At 36.5% G+C, this 19,597-nt stretch carries 16 protein-coding genes; 5 read left to right on the plus strand and 11 right to left on the minus strand.

What is annotated here, in order from left to right; genetic code table 11:
• Nucleotides 1–74 precede the first annotated feature (74 nt).
• A complete protein-coding gene (locus ACKTTZ_RS24465; RefSeq protein WP_407846840.1) occupies nucleotides 75–746 on the minus strand; it encodes a hypothetical protein in 672 nt (223 codons plus the stop codon).
• Between the two features lie 681 nt (nucleotides 747–1,427).
• Here ACKTTZ_RS24465 and ACKTTZ_RS24470 point away from each other — a divergent pair.
• Nucleotides 1,428–2,444 carry an alpha/beta hydrolase gene (locus ACKTTZ_RS24470; protein WP_407846841.1) on the plus strand — a complete coding sequence of 339 codons (1,017 nt, stop codon included), beginning with the start codon at nucleotides 1,428–1,430 and terminating at the stop codon, nucleotides 2,442–2,444.
• Between the two features lie 116 nt (nucleotides 2,445–2,560).
• Here the strand turns inward: ACKTTZ_RS24470 and ACKTTZ_RS24475 are convergent, their stop codons facing one another.
• Nucleotides 2,561–4,471 (minus strand): amidohydrolase, encoded by a 1,911-nt coding sequence (locus ACKTTZ_RS24475; RefSeq protein WP_407846842.1) that lies wholly within the window; start codon nucleotides 4,469–4,471, stop codon nucleotides 2,561–2,563.
• A gap of 486 nt (nucleotides 4,472–4,957) precedes the next feature.
• Here ACKTTZ_RS24475 and ACKTTZ_RS24480 point away from each other — a divergent pair, with 486 nt between their 5' ends.
• Nucleotides 4,958–7,354, plus strand: a complete 2,397-nt coding sequence (locus ACKTTZ_RS24480; protein ID WP_407846843.1) for a hypothetical protein — start codon at nucleotides 4,958–4,960, stop codon at nucleotides 7,352–7,354.
• 100 nt (nucleotides 7,355–7,454) lie between these two features.
• Here ACKTTZ_RS24480 and ACKTTZ_RS24485 read toward each other — a convergent pair whose 3' ends face one another.
• From ACKTTZ_RS24485 to ACKTTZ_RS24505, 5 genes are all read right to left on the minus strand, one after another.
• Nucleotides 7,455–8,465 (minus strand): S41 family peptidase, encoded by a 1,011-nt coding sequence (locus ACKTTZ_RS24485; RefSeq protein ID WP_407846844.1) that lies wholly within the window; start codon nucleotides 8,463–8,465, stop codon nucleotides 7,455–7,457.
• Nucleotides 8,466–8,478: 13 nt separating this feature from the next.
• Entirely contained in the window at nucleotides 8,479–9,948 is a 1,470-nt protein-coding gene (locus ACKTTZ_RS24490) for a serine hydrolase domain-containing protein (protein WP_407846845.1), read from the minus strand.
• Between the two features lie 41 nt (nucleotides 9,949–9,989).
• Entirely contained in the window at nucleotides 9,990–11,048 is a 1,059-nt protein-coding gene (locus tag ACKTTZ_RS24495; protein WP_253316763.1) for a serine hydrolase, read from the minus strand.
• Nucleotides 11,049–11,202: 154 nt separating this feature from the next.
• Nucleotides 11,203–12,342 (minus strand): helix-turn-helix domain-containing protein, encoded by a 1,140-nt coding sequence (locus ACKTTZ_RS24500; RefSeq protein ID WP_407846846.1) that lies wholly within the window; start codon nucleotides 12,340–12,342, stop codon nucleotides 11,203–11,205.
• Between the two features lie 229 nt (nucleotides 12,343–12,571).
• Nucleotides 12,572–13,141: an REP-associated tyrosine transposase gene (locus ACKTTZ_RS24505; RefSeq protein ID WP_407846847.1), complete on the minus strand. Its 570-nt coding sequence runs from the start codon at nucleotides 13,139–13,141 to the stop codon at nucleotides 12,572–12,574.
• A 402-nt stretch (nucleotides 13,142–13,543) separates the two neighbouring features.
• Between ACKTTZ_RS24505 and ACKTTZ_RS24510 the strand changes: the two genes are divergently transcribed.
• Nucleotides 13,544–14,020, plus strand: a complete 477-nt coding sequence (locus ACKTTZ_RS24510) for a hypothetical protein (RefSeq protein ID WP_407846848.1) — start codon at nucleotides 13,544–13,546, stop codon at nucleotides 14,018–14,020.
• A 152-nt stretch (nucleotides 14,021–14,172) separates the two neighbouring features.
• Here ACKTTZ_RS24510 and ACKTTZ_RS24515 read toward each other — a convergent pair whose 3' ends face one another.
• The gene (locus tag ACKTTZ_RS24515; RefSeq protein WP_034697488.1) at nucleotides 14,173–15,843 is read right to left on the minus strand and encodes a hypothetical protein; all 1,671 of its coding nucleotides are present in this window, start codon (nucleotides 15,841–15,843) and stop codon (nucleotides 14,173–14,175) included.
• Nucleotides 15,844–16,186: 343 nt separating this feature from the next.
• Between ACKTTZ_RS24515 and ACKTTZ_RS24520 the strand changes: the two genes are divergently transcribed.
• Together ACKTTZ_RS24520 and ACKTTZ_RS24525 are read left to right on the plus strand one after the other, a co-directional pair.
• Nucleotides 16,187–16,675 (plus strand): GNAT family N-acetyltransferase, encoded by a 489-nt coding sequence (locus tag ACKTTZ_RS24520; RefSeq protein ID WP_407846849.1) that lies wholly within the window; start codon nucleotides 16,187–16,189, stop codon nucleotides 16,673–16,675.
• Between the two features lie 28 nt (nucleotides 16,676–16,703).
• Complete coding sequence (locus ACKTTZ_RS24525) at nucleotides 16,704–16,889, plus strand: hypothetical protein (protein WP_156106463.1); 186 nt, start codon at nucleotides 16,704–16,706, stop codon at nucleotides 16,887–16,889.
• A 342-nt stretch (nucleotides 16,890–17,231) separates the two neighbouring features.
• Here the strand turns inward: ACKTTZ_RS24525 and ACKTTZ_RS24530 are convergent, their stop codons facing one another.
• From ACKTTZ_RS24530 to ACKTTZ_RS24540, 3 genes are all read right to left on the minus strand, one after another.
• Nucleotides 17,232–18,035: an SDR family oxidoreductase gene (locus ACKTTZ_RS24530; RefSeq protein WP_407846850.1), complete on the minus strand. Its 804-nt coding sequence runs from the start codon at nucleotides 18,033–18,035 to the stop codon at nucleotides 17,232–17,234.
• Between the two features lie 77 nt (nucleotides 18,036–18,112).
• On the minus strand, nucleotides 18,113–18,670 hold the full coding sequence (locus tag ACKTTZ_RS24535; protein ID WP_407846851.1) for a Crp/Fnr family transcriptional regulator: 558 nt from the start codon (nucleotides 18,668–18,670) through the stop codon (nucleotides 18,113–18,115).
• Between the two features lie 77 nt (nucleotides 18,671–18,747).
• Nucleotides 18,748–19,584 (minus strand): SDR family oxidoreductase, encoded by an 837-nt coding sequence (locus ACKTTZ_RS24540; protein ID WP_407846852.1) that lies wholly within the window; start codon nucleotides 19,582–19,584, stop codon nucleotides 18,748–18,750.
• Nucleotides 19,585–19,597 lie beyond the last annotated feature (13 nt).

A 19,597-nucleotide genomic window follows, 5' to 3' on the forward strand; every position in this document is an offset into this window, starting at 1 on the left:
AACATGTTCAAAGAAAATAACCTTATTTGCTTAGCTTAAAGTGGGAGACTTTGTAGCAAAGTAACAAAACCCACCTACCTCTTCCTAATTTCATCCCGCGTCAAACTAATATAATTAAACATACAAAACGTCGCCACCGCCCCGAAAGTATGCCATAAGAAGTGTGTTCCGAAGCTGAACCATTCCCATTTATCAGCGATACGGAAGGTCAGTGCAAACACAAATGACAATACAGCAAAGCCTACCCATTTGCCGGCTTTCCATTGGGTATAGATCAAATACCTTAGTACCGAGAAAACTACAAATGAAGCCATGATGGCATAATTGACGTTGATAAAAAGAGAAGGGTTATCTACCAAAATCCAGTTTCTCAAAGACACCATAAGTGCTGTATATACCAGAACCAAGACAACAGCATAATACCATCGGGTACTCTGCGCTATAAAATAAAATCCGGCAGACAGACAGAGCAACATAATAGGCAGCCAATCCATCATGATAAATACCGGCCACTGTCTGAAAGAATGGTAAACCGTTCCCCCTATGGCACCAATATATAATAAAACCAGGCAGTAGGTTAAAAAAGGATATTTTTTAAAATCACCTTTCATTTTGAGGGTCCAGAAAATAGCTATGGCTAGAAATAATAAGGCTGTTATTGCGTTTAAAGGCTCAGGGAAAAACTGAGTCATATCTGTTTCCTTATATAAAAGGCCTCCGTCCGGAGGTATTGAGTTTATTGGCATTGTCTTTTTTTATATTATTTACAGGCATGCTTTAGAGTGTACAATACAAACACAAGCCATTTTTCTAACCATTAGTAAAACATATACTTACTTATTATAAATATAGAAAAAATTATGGCATTCTATACCTGAATGTGCGTGCTTATATTTTACAAAAATGTTAATTCTATATCTTATACCGATGACTCAGACTGATTACACGACAAATACTATTTTTTATACTAGGTACATATATTTTAAAAATAAACAACATACGGTATTATTTTATCAAATAAAATAAATTATAATAACTTATTTTACAACAATCAATATAAAATCGTATATTAGTGTTATAAAAAACTAAAACCATCACAAGAAATATCTTCCAATAAAAATATTTCTTTGCATTTCCCGCTACACAAAATTACACCCAACAATATTGAAAAGCAAGGAAAGGTTTATTGAGAGAATTCATCATATTTTGAAAACACCACTACTACCTCAAATCAAATAAGACCATCCCAAGGTTTTACAATTTGTTACCTCAAGCAAACTGGATTCATTTTAAGAAATTGGTTTCAACCGTCTTATTAGCAATTGGCTATCAACAATATATCATTTTCAGCAGTGACTACCTAGACTTTTCTCCATCAATCTATACTTAGAAAATCAAAATTTGCATAATCTATAAATCAAAATATTATGAAAAAGCACTATCTAATCATTTGTCTTTATATTATATTGTGCTCGTGCCGCACAAATAATATTCCCAACAGTACAAACCCCAACATACAGATTCCTCCAAATACAACGGTAGCGTTTGTAGATCTTAATGGCAATTTCTATCCTGAAAACTGGGATACACAAATAGGTCCATACAAAAAAACATCCTCATTATACCTAACTGCTCAACAGAATAATACAACACACATTCTAACCAATTTTGAAACTAAAAAACTTGCAGAATACCATAGAGATGTTTCAAACAAAAAAAGAGTATTCATTTTCGTTCATGGTTACAATAATAATGAAGCAAAATCTAAAAAAAATTATGACCTTTTACGCACAAAAATCAATATAGATCCTACCCAAGATCAGGTCATTGAATTCTATTGGGATGGGCTAACCTCGAATAATCCATTCAGCTCAGCAAGAATATGGTTTTATGCAACTGGATACAGCCAAATGGCCGGAGAATTTGGATTGCGCAAGATTCTCAATGAAATACACAATAAAGATATTTTTATAATTTCGCATAGCCGGGGAGCATCAGTTGTCCTAAGCTCTCTAAGCAATCCCCCTTACAATGATAAATTCAGAAGAGATACAGAAAGCCTCGGTATAGCTGTTGACAACAACACCCCTCTTTCTGAAAACGCCAATCGGATTGTTTGCATCATGCTCGCACCCGCCATTGGAGAAATTGATTTCACAAAACAATCGGACAACAGGGCTTATAGAAACTTCAGCCCACAATTAAAAAACATTCACATTACAACCAATAAAGACGATTACGTGTTGAAAAAATTCATCGGTCTTCAAAATGAATTGAATCCTACAACCTTAGGCTACAATGACAGAGCATATAATAATCTAAAATCTACCTATAGTTTTTTTACCGTTGATAATTTTGATGGGCAAAACAGCCATAGCTTTGATGTTTATATTAATAATCCAAAATTTCAAAAAATGATTGACACTTATGTCAAGAACAAATAATATTGAAATCATAATTACATCAATTACAATACAGTATCAAAAATAAAATCAGAGCAGAAATGATCTGCTCTGATAGTTATTTGATTAGCAATTATTTAAGTCCTTTTCAGAACCTTTTATGATTTATCTGAAAAAAGAATATCTTCTTCAGCTATTGTTTTTACATTTTTACTTTTCGTATACACAGGTATACCGCCTACCCATGTTTCCAATACCGGAATGTCTCTCATTTTCATATACTGTAATGATGGCGTATTCAATGAAAGAGGATCCTGCTCCAATATAACGAAATCAGCAAAGTATCCTTCATTTAATGATCCTACCCATTTATCTGCATAACACTGCCAGGCAGCATCATAAGTAACGGCGATCAAAGCCTGTTCCGGAGTAATACGTTCCGCACTGTTTAAGACTTCAATATCGTTTGGATTTTTTTCCATGATTCTGGTAATGGATTGTTCCATCATTCTTAGAGGACCTAATGGACTCACCTCATTGTCGCTGTGAAGCGTAATTCTCATACCGGCAGCAAGCGTTGAACCACAAAGATCAAGCATTTGAGCCTTTTCTCCGAATATCACTTCTTTAAAAGCATAACCCCAGTAACCCACGTGACCGATCAGGAAGCTTGGAGATACTCCCATCTGAAGCATATTGGTAATCTGATCTGACGTCAGAAGTGAGCAGTGTTCTATACGGTTACGAAGCTCCGGACCTTTATATTGGGCCAAAGAACGCTGATAAGCATTGATGGCAAATGTGACCGCCTGATCTCCATTGGCATGAACCATCAGCGGCCAACCTTTCACAGCTACAACCGTATTGATTAATGTATTATAGCTTGGCGGAATCGTATGCGCAGGAATACCTGCCTGCGGGAAATTAAACACTCCTGTATTATTGGCAGGATTACACAGATAAGGAGCGCTCTGATAACCTGTCAAACCTTGGTTGGAACCATCTGAAACCACTTTAATATGTCCATTATATACAGGTTTATAGTGATCTGGTTCTTTATAAGGCTCCAGTTTATCAACATCTTCCTGGCTGGAACATAGATAAGCGCCTCCTGTTCTTACCAGCTCAGGGTGGGTCTCAAAATATTTGGTTAAAAGTGTTACAGAACCTTTATTCAGCCCGGCATCATACATAAAAGTAACTCCTCTTGAATTTGCCGTATTGAAAAGGTTGGTAAGGTATTTATTAATCTCTATGCTCATTGCAATGATCTGCAGCTTTACCGTCTTCAATGCCGGAGTCATTTGTAAGCCTTCCTGTAGTTGACCTTTGGTCTCAGCAATATAATTTTCAACGGTTTTATACTCGTCACTGATGTCAGAATTATGTTTAAATACATATTCCAGCGCCTTGGTATTCAGATAAAGAGTGTGCATGGAAGCACTTAACAACATCATCGGTGTAGTATGATTAATACTGTCGAGTAATATATTATCAATGGTTATTAACTCTTTTTTACCGTCTTTTTCCTTAAAAGGCATTAATGAAGGATCTAGTCCTCTACCTAAAATAACAGCACCTGGAATTTTAGGAATGTGATTATTGATGATTGTCCCTACAGAAGTCAAATCGTAGACAGCCTTCAAATTCTGTCCTTCAAAAGGACTCAGATCCAGCCAGCCCTGCATCATTGCGGTTGGAACCATATGAACATGGGGCTCTATCAGACCCGGAAGTAAAGTTTGGGTACCGGTTAATTCTTTTCTTTGAAACCCTTGATAGTGCTGTTTCATATACTCTTCTACCTGATCTTTTGTACCGGTCACCACTACTTTTCCATCAGCGATCCCAACAGATTCAACGGTAACTGTTGATCCTCCAATCATAGGGCGGATGATTCCTCCGCTTACCATCAGAGTTTGTGGTTTTTCGTGGGTAGCTTTTCCGGAACCCGGATTTATTTTTGTCATATTTTCTGCACTGAAAAGTTCTTCTTTAAGAACATCCAAAACAGGATTGTGGCAAGAGCAATGAGTGCAGCCATGTGTGTGATTGTGTGATTTTTCCATAGGAATAATTGGATTTAAGGATTTGTTTAAGCTTAATTTTGTTTGTATTGATTTTTAATTATGCTTTATCTTAATGTACATAGAACTACAGGCCTCTCATCAGACGAGGCTTATTTGTAATTTAAATTAAAAGGATTTTTTAAGGTTCTATGTCAGGTTGAATTCGGGAAGGTGAATAAATTTCATATATTTTCATGTTTTAGTTTATTTTATAAAAATAATAAAAATATTCATTCAAAATATTTTTTATCACTAAATGTTGATTAAATTTTCATCTCTAAAATTTTAATTTACAGCAAGTTCCTGTTTAATTCACAATTCTCTATTAGCATTCACCAATGCCTCACCATGCACTGCGTCTCAAAATTTTTGACTTGAAAACCTCATCCATTTCTTTTCACTCTTGTGAAATAACATGTTAAATATCAACTCCAGAAGTCTTTAAATGATTACATTAGCAAAGAATTAAAATGTGCTGAGATTTCTATGAAAAATATGTTCTGTGTATTGCTTCTTTCAATGGTACAGCCTGTACTGGCACAAACCAAATTAGAAAAAGCAATTACCAATCTGGAGGATAATTACGAGCAGGAAAAAGTATATGTACTTACCGACAAATCACAATATGCAGCGGGTGATAAAATCTGGTTCAAAAGTTTTGTATTTGACGGATATAACCGCTCCGCATTATCCACTACTCTGTTTGTTGAGCTGTACAATTCTGATAAAAAATTAATAGACTGGAAAACGGTACTCCTTACGAATGGTGAAGGCAGCGGGGATTTTCAACTGAAAGAAGACCTTCCTGAACAGGTTTATTTTGTAAGAGCTTACACGCCTTACATGACCAATTTTAATGAAGACTTCCAAATTGTCAAAACGATTCCGGTTTACAATCCAAACTCTACAGAATCATTGGTGATCGCCAAGAGTTCCGATTGGTCTGCCAAGGCCTTTCCGGAAGGCGGAACTTTCATTAACGGCATGCCTACAAAGTTTGCTGTAAGATTATCTTCCAATTCTTCTCTGCCGGAAAACTGGTCCGGAAAAATAGTAGATTCTCAAAATCCCAACACTCCTGTCACTACATTTAAATCTTTTGATAAAAATGTTGCGTCTTTTAAAATAACTCCGGCGCCAGGAAAAAAATATCAGGCTATTATTCAGGATAATGCGGGAAAGAACCAGACCATAGATCTGCCACAAGCTGCAGACAGCGGTCTGAATATAGAAGTTTCCAGTTCTAAAGAAGGAATCAAATACACGTTGAAAGGCGTTAACCTAAAACAGCAACTGCAGGGTTATAAAATTATTGGACTCATCAATAACCATCTTGCTTACAGAGCCAACATCAACCATCTGACCAATGAAGCATCCAGCCTTATTCCTACAAAAATCAGTAGTGGTGCTAACGGTATCTTGCAATTGGTTATTCTTGATGAACAGGACAATGTGGTGGCACAGAGGCTTTGCTTTATAAAACCCGGTAATTTAAAGGTTGAAAAAGCAGAAATAGTAGGTCAGAGCTTAAAACCAACCCCAAGAGCTTTCAACAGTATCGATCTTTCTCCGGAATCTTATTTCAAAAATTATACGGTTGTGGTAAGCGAAGATAATGGTACTCAGACACCGGAAGAAGAAAATATCCTGAGCAGTCTTTGGTTAACAGGAGATTTTACCACAAGAATAGATAGCCCGGCACAATACTTCTCTAAGAATGCCAATACTGAAGCGTTGGACGCTCTTCTTATTTCAGAAAACTGGAAAAGATTCGATTGGAATGCTGTACTCAGCGGAGTTTCACCCACCATTAAGAACCAGTCTCAAAAATACCTTTCTTACAGAGTAAAACCTATTAAAAACAATGCTCTGCTACCCAATACGAGTATCAATTTATTATCAAAATCGGGTCAAAGCCAGCCTGCATTCAGCCAATTCAAAACAGATCAGAATGGATATATCTATTTAAATAACCTCAACAATGATGAACCGCTGGAAGTTTCAGCATTTGTCAATTCAGAAAATAAAGAATCTGGAAATGATGATTTGTTTGTCACCATAGAACCGTTAGTCACGCCTTCCCCATTTAAGGGCAATTTCCCGGCTACAAAATATGCATTGGTAAAAGCTGATAAAAATAAAACTCTTCCTCCAACTATTTCCAGAGCCATCAATACGCAAAAAAATATAAAAAAGAAAGAGAGTAATGATATCCAAATTCAGGAAGTTGCTTTGGTAGGAAAAAAGAAAGATGTGAAGGCAGATCTTGATAAACAACTTTCCAGCGGAATGTTCAGCTCTGTCAATTCTACTGTATTTGATTTCGTGAATGAAGACCAGCATACGTCAGGATACACCAATATTTTAGACTGGCTGCAGGGAAAAGCTGCCGGCCTGACATTTCAGAGAAATAATTCAGGAACCAACGTACCTTATATCCGCGGCCAGCAGGCTAAGCTCTATTTAGATGAAATAGCTACCGATCCTACCATGATTTCCACTCTTCCCACCAACAATATTGCGATGGTAAAAATCATCAAAGGATCAGGATTGGTGGGCGATGCAGTAGCCATCTACACAATGAAGGGCAATATGCAGGCTAAAAGCAATCAAAAAGAGGTAAAAAAGAACAACTCATCCATCATCAAAGGATATGATAAACCTTCAGAATTCCCTATTGAAATGATAGATAATGATGCTCCGGAAAAAATTGAAAATGATACGCGTGAAACACTGTACTGGAATCCTAATTTATTTGACAGTGATTATGTTCCGCCAAGAATTAAATTCTTTAATAACGACAGTGCAAAACAGTTTAAGGTGTTGATCATAAGCTTTGATGAAGATGACAATATTCTTTATGACCAGCAGGTTTTAAAATAATCATATGGGACAAGTTGTATTCAGCTTGTCCCTTTTTTATGAGTATGTTTTTAAAAATATCTTTTTACATTATAATAGATAGCAAGAACTTTCAATTCAGTTATTGTTCCAGTTGATGAATAAGATTTTTTATTTCGGATGGAGTTAGCTCTGTTTTTGTTCCAGTTTTTAAAATGTCTTTTAAAATTTTACGATGAGCTGCTTTTAAAGCATCTTTAGCCTCTACCTTCAGATCAGGATTCAACCCGATATGCTCCCAGTTTTTACCATCCAATGAAGAACTTACTTTGCCTGTAGGAACAAGCAGTAAATATTGATTTTGAATAACAAAAGGATCTACCGGATTGGCTGCTCCAGGGGTTTTCTCCCCTATTATTTCGGCCAGATGATGCTCCCGCAAAAAGTAGGCAAGTCCTTCTGCTGCAGAAAAAGTATTTTTACTGGTCAGGATATAGATTTTCTTATGAAGATATTTTGTTCCTGAAACCTCTGCCTGCGTACTGTTGGTTACAATTTTATCTTCGTGTCTGAAATAAGTGGTATAAAGATCTGTTTTCTTATCAAAAAAATAGCTACAGAATAGCAGAAGCATATCATTATCTCCACCTTGATTTTCTCTAAGATCAATAATCAAAGCGTTCGTACTGGCAACAAAATTCATGGCGGCGGCTAATGTACTGGCACTGGATTTTGGGGAAGCAAACCCTTTAAAATTGATATATCCGATATTTCCTTCCAACCGTCGCACACTCTCAAAACCAAAATTTTCAAGACTGTTGTGAAAATCGTGCAGTTTTTCTTTTTCTTTCTCATCCACTACCTTTTCGGGGCTATAGTTTTCCAGATATCTGAAAGAAAAATGGTAGTCTTTTATATCCGATCTGAGTTTCTTGCCAATAAACGCTGCAAAATCATTTTTATTCAACGTATTCAATGTTCCTTTTTTAAGGTCATTTTGAAATGAAGAATCTACCTTTTTGTAAGCTTCTTTATCTACATAATAGCGCTTCACTTTTTCGGTAATTTCAGAAAGAACCCTTGTTTTGTCGTCCTTCTGTGCATAAGACAGCAGAGAATGAAAGAGAACAATTCCAGTCACTAATTTTTTCATGGGAAATGAGTATTTATTTATTTTTGCTGGTAATATCAATCTTTGTTTCCAGAGCGTCTCTTGTTAAGATGACAGCATTTGGCTTTCCATTACTGAAATCGAATTTTAATAGATTTGGATAATCTATAATGGCAAAACGTCCGTTTTTCAGATATACCAATTCATTATCATTAGTTCCTTTAAAATAGTCTAAAAACTGATTTTCAACATAGAGACGGTTGTTTCTTTCTACAATTTTTGTATCCGCTCCTTGTCCATAAAGAAAGTCGTTGTAAGTACCAATGAGTTGCTTTTTTAAACTTACCGGTATCTCCTGAGTGTTTTTATCAGCCTGCTTATTGTTCCAATCCATTAATTTCAGAATCCTGATCCGGGTTTGATTGATCACCGGGATACGGTTAGGCTTTTCACCATTCGCAAGAACTACAAAACCATTCCCCTCTTTCATACTGGCAAAAATACTTCCTCCAACTCCGGTATTGGAACCACTGCACATCAACCAATCATAGTTGTTATAAGCTACAGATCTCTGCCATCCATTGCCCCATCCGCCAACAGCATTTTTCAAAGCTGTTACTTCTGCTACTTTTTGGGCAACCTGATGAGAAATTACTTTGTTATTTTTATTGCGCAAAGCATTTTGTATCTCAATAGAAAGCTTAGCCAGATCTGTAGGTGTAGACCACATTCCTGATGCTCCAACTTGTGGGGTAATGGGCAAGCCTGTTTTAATAACTTTTGCCTCTTTATCGTGAACAGAAGCAACATTCATTGGAAATCCTTTTTCATTAGGTTGTATCATAGTAGTATTCTTCATACCAAGGGGTGAAAAGATATATTCCTGTGCCAATTCTGCAATAGATTTATTTAAAGTATCTTCTAATGCCATCTGAACAATCACATAGCCGCCCCCGCTGTATGCAAAATCAGTTCCTGGCGTGAATAAAAATTCAATCTCCTTGCTATATCCCGGGATCTGCCCTAAAAGACTTTCTTTGATCGTGGGAATTTTATCTCCTTCATAATAATCTGAAAATCCACCTTGACTTGTTCCTGAAGTATGGTTAAAAAACTGTTTCCAGGTTGGGCTGTTGTTTTCAGTAAACTTACTTTTGGGCAGATGCCAGCGTTTTAAATATTTATCTATCGGATCATTCAAATTAATCAACCCTTTCTCTTCAAGGATATGACAAAGAAGTGCTGTTATAGGTTTTGTAATAGAAGCGGTAGAAAAAGCAGTATTTACATTCAGTTTTTCTTTAGAATTCATGGATTTCACCCCGATTTGGTTTGAGTAGACAATCTCATAGTTTTCAAAAACAACAAGACTAAATCCCGGAAGTTTATACTTCTCCAATTGTTTTTCAACATGTAAACTATCTGTAAGAAAGCTATAGTCTTTTTTTTGAGACAGTGTTGTATGCCCTGCCTTGCAACCCGTCATTATGATAGCAAGAACCAGTAAGTATATAAAAGTTTTCATGGTATTACTTTATGTATTAAAACTGCATTATTTAACGATACTTATTGCAGGACCGTATCATAAATCTTATTCAGAAGATCCTGTCTCATCTTTGAGTTTCTCTGATCAAGAAGGATAATAATTCCCCACTTTTTAGCCCTGTTATAACATAGGATGGAAGACTGCCCCATAGAATCTCCGGATTTTATATACAGTGTATTTTGATCATCTGTTGAGATATTTAAGCCTAATCCCATTTCTCTTTTTTCATCCTTGTAAAAGATCTTCTCCCCTATGATGGAAGCCTGTCCTACTTTGGTTTTATCATTTAATACAGCCTTTAAAAACCTGATCATATCGGCAGAATTAGATTTCACTAATCCGGCAGGCGCAGTCACATTCCAATTGAAAAATTCCTGAGTTCCTCCATCCTGATTGTGACCTGTTGTTCGGTTTTTTACATTAAAATCTTTCGTTAATGTAGTAGTCATTTTCAAGGGATTCGTTAATTTTTCTCTAACAATAACATCGTAGCTCTTCCCATATGCCTTTTCCAGAATCTGTCCCAATAAAGTATAACCCATGGTAGAATACCTGTATTTACCATAATCTTTCAGCTCAGTGCAGGTATTGATTAAAGTGGTCAAGGTATTTTGGGTCACACTGCTTATAGGCTGCTGAGGATTCAGTTCTATTAATTTTGGAAAGTCGATATCAGGTAATCCGGATTGGTGAGAGGCAAGATCTGAAATTCTGATTTTGTTTTTAAGATTTTGATGCAAAACATATTCCTTGGGAAGGAAATTATCTATATAATCATCCAGTTTTATTTTGTGGTCTATCACTGCCTGAGCAATTAAATTGGTAGTTAAGATTTTGGTGATGGAGGCAATTTCGAACAGAGAGTTTTTGTCAATCTTATTTTTATTTTCTGCATTCAGATTACCATAAGAAGTAAAATGTTCTTCGTTATTATTGACAAAACCAACACTGATTCCTACCGATGGATTTTTCTTATAACTATCCTGAATAATAGAATCAATCTTTGTAGAAAATTTTTGTCCGAAAGTAAAGCTGCTTAAAAATAAAAGACCTGCTAAGAATGGTAATGAAGTTTTCATTGTATCGTTTTTTAATGTTAAATATTAATTTCGATACAAAGATGTGCAAGCTGCTCAAAGCTGGCGACCGAATAAAAGTAATCGTTCACATTGGCCAGAAAAAATACGTACGAATCATTCAAAAAAAGCGTACGAGTAATTACAAAACACTGTATTACAAACTTTTACGATACAACGTAGGCGTAGTTCCTGTGTGTTTTTTGAAAGCTGTATTAAAAGAAGATTTTGAATTAAATCCCACTTCGTATAGAATTTCAAGGACTGTTACCTTACTTTTGGTTTCATCTTTTAGGATGTCCATTGCATTTTCTATTCGATAGGTATTTACAAAATCATAGAAATGTTGTCCTAATTGGTGGTTGATTAAAAGAGACAATTCACGCACAGGAATTTCAATTTCACCGGACACCTCCTGAATAGTAAGGGAAGAATTAAGAAAAGGTTTTTTCTCAATCATATAGTTTTTTAATCTCAAAAGTTCTTCATTATATTCACTGTTGCTTACCGCCGGTTCTTCATTGTTTTTCTCTTCCGAAATCATCTCAGATACCAGTTTCAATTTTGAATCCACGTTTCTGAAAAGCTCAGGATGATTCAGTGCTTTGAAAAGATACCAGCAGATAATGAAAAGGGATAATAATAAAAGTCCGGCCTTTATCCCTTCTGAAATGTAAACATAATCCGAAAATTTAAGGATGTTTTTTAAAAGGGCTATGCCATATACAATGCACAATACCACCGTAAACTGGAACAGCCAGTTATAGGAGTTTATATTTTTCCCTGCATAATTTTCAAGATAAAGCGTCTTCGATTTTCTTAATACCCTGAAAACCGCAACGAAGTAAATAATCATCTGAACATGCAGTAGAATATGATTAAACTTCAGTTCCATCATATTTTGGCGGTTTTCAATAAAGAAAATTTTGGAGGCAGTATCTACACCATAAAAACGAGGCACTAAAGCAAGATTAGTAATGATAAACGGAATAGCATGCAGCAAATGCTGAGGTTTCAGTTTGAAATCCGAATAACAAACAGATAACACGTAGAGATAAAAAACCGGAATCTGCAGGAAAACAAACATGTTTTTGAACATTCCGAGGTTAGACGGCCCATCCACCATCATATAAAACAAAGGATCACAAATATCTATAGCGTTCAGACTGAGAAAAACAGCAAATAAAACATTGCTTACCTTATGTTTCGTCTTTACGGTAACGAGGAAAACAGCAAGAAGTATGGAAATGAATATAGAAACCGAAGCTATAATAATTAATAAATTACTCTTATCCATTCCTTATTTTTCTTTGTTTTGGGTTATTATATTTTTAAGTTTTGATGAGTTTTCCAGCGGCCTTCCGAGAGTCCTGCCCCAACCCATGCAAATATAAAAATTTGATTGATACTGGCCGGATTTTTTATTTATCGTCTGTGAGAGGTGGGAAGATGGAAGCTGGAAGCTGGAAGAAGGAAGTTATATTCCTCCGCTACCGCACGATTATATCGTGTGGTTGTTATTAGCCTCATAAATCAAACATTCTAAATACAACAATATGATCTAAAAGTCCTTTTTCATCAGCATAATCAATGGCACTACTGTATCTATAATCTTCTGCACGGAAAACTAAACCTGCTGCTACCGGATTTTGATGTACATAATTAATTTTCTGGTTAATTACTCTATTACTCCACAACTCAATAGGTTTATTATCATGTCTCCAAAATTGATATTGAATTACATTTGAAGTTTTTGAACCTTCTTTAAGGAAGAAATCTAATAAAAAATGTTTTCTGCTTTCTGTAGGATTTTCCTTAATGGCTTTCACAATGGCTTTGCTTGTGAATCTTTTAAAATCACCAATCATAGCTTCCGGTTTCTGTCCATTGATACTTCTGAAAACTAAATGTACATGACTAGACATGATACACCATGCATGTATTTCCATTCCCTTGCTCTTCTGACAAAATCTTAAAGATTCTAAAAGAATGTCTTTATATTCATTTCTAATAAAAACATCCAGCCAGCCTACAACAGCAAAGCTTATGAAATATAACCCTTCAGGATTATGAAATTTGTAATTACGACTCATCATTTATGTTTTTTATAAAGATAAAAAACTTTATGAGATTAAAACCACACGATGCAATCGTGCGGTAGCGTAGTAAAGAGGTACAAATAAAAGTAGCACTCTATTTTTTACTTTAACCTCGCTACCGTACGAATCCTTTCGTGTGGTTTTTAGCATTTCAAGCATTCTAAAGACAATAATATAATCTAAAAAGTCCTTTTTCATCAGGATAATCTATGACATTGCTACATCCTTGACAAGGATATTAACTGAAATCCCTTTGTATAAAAACAACACTTTACCTTTTACTTTATCCCAACTAATGTCAGGAAACTTTTCACATGAAAAACAGTAGGAATTTTCAAAAAAAACATCATCTTTCAAAAGAAACTCCCAAATATTCCGTTTAATTCTTAAATTTGGCTTATGCGAAAGAATCTTTATTTCATCCTTATATTATCTACGCTTACCAGCTGCTATACCTATCAGGTAAAAAAGCCTGCAGATCCGGCTATGGCTGCCAACAATAATCAAGGCCCTAAAAAGAATACCGATATAGCGAATAATACTTCTTCTCAAATGATGGGAACAACCACTGCCGCACCAAACATGAGCGCACAGTCAGCTCCTGCACCGGTCAATGTTCAGGAAAAACTGGCTGCCGGTAAAAATGTCAGAATTGAAGTAGACAACAAGAGTTATAAAGTCATTGTTGACCGTTGGGAAGGAGACAGTCTCGTGGCACACCCTGTTCGCAATGCTAAGAAAAGTCTGAAATTCCATAAGAACCAGATCAATAGCGAGAGAATTGCAGAAAAACGTTTTTCGCAGCCTATTGCTGATATTCTTACCGTTACCGCTTATGCCGCCATTGGTGTAGGAATCTATCTTCTGGTTAAATAGTTTTTTAAACGGTCCTATTCTTCAAAGTCTCTTTGGTTCGAATTAGCAAAAATTCTGAAAATTAGACAGAATAAGAAGATCTTGAAATAAAATCTAACAAAATAGACTGTCTTATTCAGACAGTCTATTTTTATTACTTATTTTTTATTGGTTTATGGCCAGATCACCCCGGATTGTTTAGGGCTTGTCCATGGTTTTCCTGCAGGGCTTGTTCCCGGATGGGCGGCAAGACATTCACTTACCCATGTAGCACCTACGGCATGAGATTTTACTTTTTTTACAGAGCAATAGGTAGTTCCGAAGTTATCTTTATACAGCTGATAGTTGGGATAAGCTCCTTTAGCAACTAATTCTTCATCATTAAGAAGTTCAACATCATCACTCACTTCAGCCGGATAATCCACAACTGCACCCAGAACCCATGCTATGGAATCTCTGTTGTTTCCAGCTACCAGACTTGGCGGAGGACTGAGTGTAATCTTGATAGAAGATTTAGAATGATCTACAGAGTAGGAAGAAGAATAGGTAGATTCTTTAACGCTTGCCAACGGAATTCCTAAGAAAGAAAGCGTGGCAGAAGTAGACTGTTCAAAGGTTTTCTGAATGCTTTTATAATCTTCACCTGTTACCGTGATTTCTACAGTAGGATAATTGGAAATTGCCACCCCGTTCAGTAATCCGAAAGGTCCTTCCGGTCCGAATTTCATCCCCGGATCCGGAGAAAACTTATACCCTGAGATATGTTTTTCTTCTTCTTTGTCTCTGCTGTTGATCTGAGCTTTACGAATTGGATCAAACCATGCCCAATACATATTGCTGGCAATATTAAAGTCTTTCGGTCCAAAGTTCACAAGCGTAACCCCTGTAAACATCATCGAGATCTGGATGGAATTTTTGCTGATTGCAATATCTTCACTGAAATAATTGGCATTACCTCCAATTCCTAAGGTAAAGAAATCAAAGATAGGAATAGAAAAACCAGTCTTCCCTTCTACGGAAACACTGAAACGGCTTTCAGATTCACGGGTAACTTCCATATCGATCTGAGCTGTCTGAGCTGTATTTTTGAGCCCGTTTAAAATTTCGTTGAGCGGAGTGGTCACTTCAAAAGCCGGTAAAATACTGTCGTCATTCAGCAGCAGTCCGCCATTCTCTTTTTTAGGGTTCTGTACATTCTTCAATGCTTTGGACAGATAACCGTTGTTCATCGTTACATTGTTCTGTAATGATATCGTAGCGCCCAGTGCATCCAGATAATTGGCTAAGACAGGGAGAATAGGTTTACCGCTTGCCGGGGTCTTATTCAGTAACGCATCAAGGTTATCACTCTTCTGAATCTGGTACAAAGTAGTGGAAGGATTCGCCCATTCCGTAGCAATTTTATCCATAATGATATCAATAGGCTGCATGGTATCGGTAGCTGGAGGAAGCGTATTATAAGCCGCTACCCAGGCATTAAGCAAAGCCATCTGCTGATCTGTAGCTCTTGTATGCGCATCATTCAGTACAGCGGTATCTTCTACAGATAAAGAATAGTTGACTTTTGAAAAAGCATCAATAAAATAATTGGTAAACACCTGATCCAGCTGCACGGGCTCAGTATTAGCTCTAAGATTGGAAGAGATCCAGTCGTAAGTTTTCTTATTAAACTTCAGATTAGAAGGGTCCTGCCAGTAATAAGGAAAGTTTCCTTTACCATTGATGGTGATTGCAGACAGGTCTGAACTTAATACACTGGAAAGAATATCATTGGCTCTGTCTTTCAGTTCTGTAATAATTTGTGATGCTTCTACAAAGGGAGCAACATTTTCTGGATTTTTCATGATAATAATATTGGTATGGTTCCTACTCTTTTCTTGGCTTTTCGGATGCTGCCGTTGTTCAGGGTTTTGAAGCTTCTTTTGAACATACCAAAGTAACGACGAAAAAAAAGCAGATTTTAGGGTATAAATTTCCGATTTTGAAGTCAAGTATTTGTACTGTAGACGATAGGCATTTGTACGTATAAAAAACAACGCATTATTTTAACCATAAGCCTCTGTGAAAATCTGTGTCATCCGTGGGAAAAATAAATCTTCTATAATTTAATTTTTAAAGATCAGGACACTAGGTAAATAGCTTAAATAAATTCTATATTTGAAAATCAACCAACACCTATCTCACACCATGAAAGATATTCAATATGACATCAAACTCAGGCCGACTGTAGTGGACGATTTAGAAACTCTTTTTCAGTTTCAGCTTGATGATGAAGCCAATCATCTGGCAGCATTTACATCAAAAGATTCTGCGAATAAAAAAGCCTATATCGCCAAGTTCACCAAGTTACTGGCTGATCCCACCATTAACAACCAAACGATCATTGCCGGTACAGTGATTGTTGGAAGTATTGCCAAGTTCATCATGGAAGGCGATGCAGAAATCACCTATTGGATTGATAAAAATTTCTGGGGAAAAGGTATTGCCACAAACGCTTTGAAAGATTTTCTCACAATTGAAACCACAAGACCTCTTTTTGGGCGGGTTGCTTTTGATAATCTGGGCTCACAAAAGGTTCTGGAAAAATGTGGCTTTGTAAAAATCGGGACCGATAAAGGATTTGCCCTCGCCAGACAAACGGAGATTGAGGAGTTTATTTACAGACTTGATGATTAAGAGAAAATGATATTCGTCTGCATAGGCTATGAACGAATTATTTGTATCTTCGAGAAAACTAAAATCTATCATCATGAATTACAAAGTACTCTCCAATTTTATTTTAGAAAATTTAGAACAGGAAGTTAACGATTACATCCTCCGTGGCTGGAAACCTCAAGGCGGAATATTCGTTAATGCCTCAGGATTCTACCAGGCAATATCTAAAGTATAGTACACCTTTATCATCTTGCTGCTGAGGATTAACTGTCCATGACTGTAATTAAAAATCAAACTCCAGGCTTCTCTTTTCGGGGAGTTGGAGGGATTCGACCCCTCTTCTGAACTTTCCTGGAAGAAGGGACTCGAACCCTCAGCAGATCATCAGATCTCCCTCACAAAATATTGCCATTTCTCAGAGTACCTGACTCATAATCAGGTAGCCATAAACTATTCCATGTAAGGAATTAATATAAAAAACATCCATTTTTAACTGCCCATTATCCATTCAACTTTGCAACAGCAAAAATGATAGATTCCACCTAAAAATTTACACTACAATAATTGTGAATCCCTATTAACCAAAAAAGCGTTCATTCATCTGATTAATTACCGTTTCTATACCTTCTTTTCTCAGCCATTCATATTCAGAAGTTGCCAGTTCACCAGCAATATAATGAAGCTGCGCTCTATTGTCTGTAGCGGCTTCGTAAACAATAGCAGCAATGGTTTCAGGAGCATCCCGTTTTGCAGATGAATCCGCTCTCATGGCCGTTATATATTGATTAAAAATATGCTGATAATCCGAATGGGAAACCATTTGTGCATTGCTTCCGAAATGGGTCTGCATATAAGCAGGAACTACTGTTTTAATCTTAATTCCCCACTCTTTCAGTTCGTAGCTCATTCCTTCTGACCACTTTTCCAGTGCAGATTTTGTGGCAGCATATACGGAAACAAACGGGTAAGGAATATTAGCTGTAGAGGATGTTACCGTAATAATTGTTCCGCTTTTTCTAGCTCTTAAATAAGGAAGAAATGATTTTGTCACCAATAGTGTTCCTAAGAAATTAGTATTAATCTGTTGAGCTAATTCTTCATCCGCAATTCCTTCAAAAGGTCCCATAAGTCCGTAAGCAGCATTATTCAGGACTACATCCACCGGGCTTATTTTTTCTGCTTCTGAAGCAATTCCGGAAATCTGTTTCGGATCGCTGATATCTAATTTCAGGAGATGAATGTTGGGCCATTCTGTAAATTCAGTTTCTTTTTCGGGATGCCTCATGGTGGCAATTACAGTCCAGCCTTTTGATGCAAATAGTTTGGCGGTGGATTTTCCTAATCCTGATGATGCGCCTGTAATGAAAATTGTTGGGTTCATTTTTTATTCTTTTATATTGATATTGCAAAGTTGCAACGATAAAAAAAGAACCCGTTTACCATTTGGTAAAAAGCATCTTAACGGATATTTTTCCTGATTCTGCTTAATGACTGCTGGGTAATTCCCAGATAAGAAGCGATATAAGACAAAGGAATACGATTGACCAACGTGGGATATTTTTCCATAAATTCCAGATAGCGGGTGGTAGCATCCTGAGAGACTAACGGGCTCACTCTTTCCAGCTTTTGGGCAAGGGCTTTATTCGTCACTTTTTGAATAATATTTTCCCAGTCTATAATGGTATCTGAAATTTCTTTCCAGTCCTGATTAGAAAACACCAGCAATGTACAGTCCGTTGCTGCCTGAATATATTCTGTGGAAGGCACATTTTTCAGATTGAAGAGCAAATGTTTTTCTTCAATAAAGATCTTGGTAATTTCTTCCCCTTTGTTGTTATAATAGCAGATACGAATGATCCCGTCAAGAATAAAACCTACCTGCCTCAGGACTTTTCCTGCTTCTGCAAAATACTCATCTTTGCTCAGCTCAATCTCTTTTGCTTTGCTTGTGATGAGGTCTATCTGCTGCTGGTTCAAATGACCAAACTGCAGGATATATTCTATAAACTCTTTCATGATAACAAAGTTAGCCATTATCATCTGGGCGTATTTACCATTTGGTAAAAAATGACATCATTAAAATGACTGTAGCGCTATTCTTTAAAATCTGTGGACGAGGAAAGTTCCTTCCAATATTGTATCTGTTCAGTCAGTTCTGCAATTTTGCTTTCGGCTCTCTGAGTGGCATCACTTCCCAGGAATAGCAATACCGGAGGATTGGCATGATCTGCAAGTTTGATAAAAACGTCTGCTACCTTCTCAGGATTTCCTAATTGTTTACCATCCATTTCATTCATTCTTTGATGAGCTGTCCTCAGAAACTGATAATCATCGATCTGATTTTGACTGAAAGCGATAGAATCCGGCTTGGCAAAATGGGTACGGAACCACCCGGGCAAAACTGCTGTCACGTGAATTCCCAATGGCTTCAAATCATTAGCCAGCGCTTCTGATAAACCTGTTACTGCAAATTTTGCAGAAGAATACATACTCCATCCCAGCCCGGGAGCAAAACCTGCAATGGATGAAATATTAATAATATGTCCGGAACGCTGATTTCTTAAATAAGGCAATGCCTGTTGAATGACTTTTACAACAGCGAAAAAATTAATCTGAAAATTTTCTTCAATTTCTGTGTTGCTTACTTCTTCTATAGCTCCACCCAGCCCATAGCCGGCATTATTCACTACCACATCCAGCCCTCCAAACTGCTGAACTGTTTTTTCAATAGACTGTTTAACAGATTGTTCATTTTTTAAATCCACTTCCAGAGGAAGAAAATTTTCCGAATTCACATCCAGCTTCTCCAATGCTTCAATGGTTCTTGAAGTAGCAGCCACTTTGTGCCCATTTTCTAAAAGTTTTTTAACCAATGAAAAACCTATTCCTTTAGATGCTCCGGTGATATACCAGATTTTTGTATGACTCATGAATTTTATTTTT

This window comes from Chryseobacterium sp. KCF3-3 (genome assembly GCF_045865955.1).
In the GTDB taxonomy this organism is placed as follows: Bacteria; Bacteroidota; Bacteroidia; order Flavobacteriales; family Weeksellaceae; genus Chryseobacterium.

What these genes read in the sequence shown, in the direction of transcription:
- ACKTTZ_RS24490 (WP_407846845.1), bottom strand. Translation starts at nt 9,948, where the DNA reads ATGAAAACTTTTATATACTTACTGGTTCTTGCTATCATAATGACGGGT.
- ACKTTZ_RS24530 (WP_407846850.1), bottom strand. Translation starts at nt 18,035, where the DNA reads ATGAACCCAACAATTTTCATTACAGGCGCATCATCAGGATTAGGAAAA.
- ACKTTZ_RS24500 (WP_407846846.1), bottom strand. Translation starts at nt 12,342, where the DNA reads ATGGATAAGAGTAATTTATTAATTATTATAGCTTCGGTTTCTATATTC.
- ACKTTZ_RS24485 (WP_407846844.1), bottom strand. Translation starts at nt 8,465, where the DNA reads ATGAAAAAATTAGTGACTGGAATTGTTCTCTTTCATTCTCTGCTGTCT.
- ACKTTZ_RS24495 (WP_253316763.1), bottom strand. Translation starts at nt 11,048, where the DNA reads ATGAAAACTTCATTACCATTCTTAGCAGGTCTTTTATTTTTAAGCAGC.
- ACKTTZ_RS24515 (WP_034697488.1), bottom strand. Translation starts at nt 15,843, where the DNA reads ATGAAAAATCCAGAAAATGTTGCTCCCTTTGTAGAAGCATCACAAATT.
- ACKTTZ_RS24475 (WP_407846842.1), bottom strand. Translation starts at nt 4,471, where the DNA reads ATGGAAAAATCACACAATCACACACATGGCTGCACTCATTGCTCTTGC.
- ACKTTZ_RS24540 (WP_407846852.1), bottom strand. Translation starts at nt 19,584, where the DNA reads ATGAGTCATACAAAAATCTGGTATATCACCGGAGCATCTAAAGGAATA.
- ACKTTZ_RS24470 (WP_407846841.1), top strand. Translation starts at nt 1,428, where the DNA reads ATGAAAAAGCACTATCTAATCATTTGTCTTTATATTATATTGTGCTCG.
- ACKTTZ_RS24505 (WP_407846847.1), bottom strand. Translation starts at nt 13,141, where the DNA reads ATGATGAGTCGTAATTACAAATTTCATAATCCTGAAGGGTTATATTTC.
- ACKTTZ_RS24525 (WP_156106463.1), top strand. Translation starts at nt 16,704, where the DNA reads ATGAACGAATTATTTGTATCTTCGAGAAAACTAAAATCTATCATCATG.
- ACKTTZ_RS24520 (WP_407846849.1), top strand. Translation starts at nt 16,187, where the DNA reads ATGAAAGATATTCAATATGACATCAAACTCAGGCCGACTGTAGTGGAC.
- ACKTTZ_RS24510 (WP_407846848.1), top strand. Translation starts at nt 13,544, where the DNA reads ATGCGAAAGAATCTTTATTTCATCCTTATATTATCTACGCTTACCAGC.
- ACKTTZ_RS24480 (WP_407846843.1), top strand. Translation starts at nt 4,958, where the DNA reads ATGAAAAATATGTTCTGTGTATTGCTTCTTTCAATGGTACAGCCTGTA.
- ACKTTZ_RS24535 (WP_407846851.1), bottom strand. Translation starts at nt 18,670, where the DNA reads ATGAAAGAGTTTATAGAATATATCCTGCAGTTTGGTCATTTGAACCAG.
- ACKTTZ_RS24465 (WP_407846840.1), bottom strand. Translation starts at nt 746, where the DNA reads ATGCCAATAAACTCAATACCTCCGGACGGAGGCCTTTTATATAAGGAA.